Origin of the sequence: Kitasatospora sp. NPDC091257 (assembly GCF_044757675.1) — a bacterium.
GTDB classification, from domain to species: Bacteria; Actinomycetota; Actinomycetes; order Streptomycetales; family Streptomycetaceae; genus Kitasatospora; species Kitasatospora lactacystinica.
The window spans coordinates 1-1,517 of record NZ_JBIVVI010001644.1 but is presented as its reverse complement, the minus strand read 5'-3'; the positions used below and the strand labels follow the sequence as shown (position 1 = coordinate 1,517).

1 protein-coding gene is annotated in these 1,517 nt (G+C 72.2%); it reads right to left on the bottom strand.

Annotated features, from left to right (window positions below):
- Nucleotides 1-73: 73 nt before the first annotated feature.
- Complete coding sequence (locus ACIQOV_RS40975; protein ID WP_401056167.1) at nt 74-1,459, bottom strand: 8-oxoguanine deaminase; 1,386 nt, start codon at nt 1,457-1,459, stop codon at nt 74-76.
- Nucleotides 1,460-1,517: the final 58 nt, after the last annotated feature.

Below are 1,517 nucleotides of genomic sequence, written 5' to 3'. Positions count from 1 at the left end.
CCGCACACCCGTCGGGGTGTGCGGAGTCCGGGGGCGCACCGTCCCTGGGCGCTCCCGGAGTCAGGGGTGGGCGTCAGAGCGGACGGGCCGCCAGTTCGCGGGCGGCGCGGGCGCAGTCGCGCGCGATCCGGTCCTCGTCGACGGTGGTCAGGCGCCCCTTCTCGACCACCGCGTTGCCGTTGACGAACAGCACCGACAGCGGCGGGAGCGCCCCGAAGGTGAGCGCGGCGACCGGGTCGGCGATGGACGAGTGCATGATCCCGTCGATCTTCCACAGCGCCAGGTCGGCGAGCTTGCCGGCCTCGATCGAGCCGATCTCGTCCTGCCGGCCGAGCACCCGGGCGCCGCCCATGGTGCCCAGGCGCAGTGCCTGCCGTCCGGTCAGTGCGGTGGGGGAGCCGTGCAGGCGGTTGATCAGCAGCGCGTTGCGCAGCTCCGTGCCCAGCTCGCCGGATTCGTTGGAGGCGGTGCCGTCGACGCCGAGCCCGACCGGGACGCCGGCCCGGAGCATGTCGGGCACCCGGGCGATGCCGGCCGCCAGGCGGGCGTTGGAGGACGGGCAGTGGGCGACGCCGGTGCCGGTCTCGGCGAACTTGGCGATGTCGGAGTCGTTCATGTGCACGCAGTGCGCCATCCAGACGTCCTCGCCGAGCCAGCCGACCGACTCGAAGTAGTCGGTCGGTCCCATGCCGAACAGCTCCTTGCAGAACTGTTCCTCCTCGGCCGTCTCCGAGCCGTGGGTGTGCAGCCGGACGCCCTTGCGGCGGGCGAGTTCGGCGGACCGGCGGAGCAGGTCGGTGGAGACGGAGAAGGGGGAGCAGGGCGCGATGGCGATGTGCAGCATCGAGCCGAAGGAGGAGTCGTGGTACCGGTCCACGGCGGCCTCGGAGGCGGTCAGGATGTCGTCCAGCTCCTCGACCGCGTGGTCCGGCGGCAGTCCGCCGTCCTTCCGGGAGCGGTCCATCGAGCCGCGCAGCGCGGTGAAGCGCAGGCCGAGTTCCCGGACGGCCTCGATGGAGGCGCCGAGGACGTCGCCGCCACCTTTCGGGAAGACGTAGTGGTGGTCGGAGGCCGTGGTGCAGCCGGACTTGAGCAGTGCGGCGGCGGAGCCCTGGGCGGCGGCGTGCACGAGCTTGTCGTCGATCCGGGCCCAGGTCGGGTAGAGGGCGACCAGCCAGTCGAACAGGATGTGGTCCTGGGCCAGGCCGCGGGTGATCCACTGGTAGAAGTGGTGGTGGGTGTTGACCAGGCCGGGGGTGATCAGGTGGCCCTCGCCGTTGATCCGGCGCACCACGTTGTCCAGCCACGCGGGGGCGGGGCCGTCGCCCACCGTCTCGATGGTGTTGCCGAGGACGACCACGTGGCCGCGGGCGTACTCGGTGTCGTTCGCGTCCACGGTGGCGATCGCGGCGTTCTCGATCACGATCCGCTGGTCGGCGGGCGGGGGCTGGACTGCCATGGTGTGACTCCTTGGGGGAGGGCCGGGAAGGGCCGGGGGAGGGCGCGCACCAGATCGG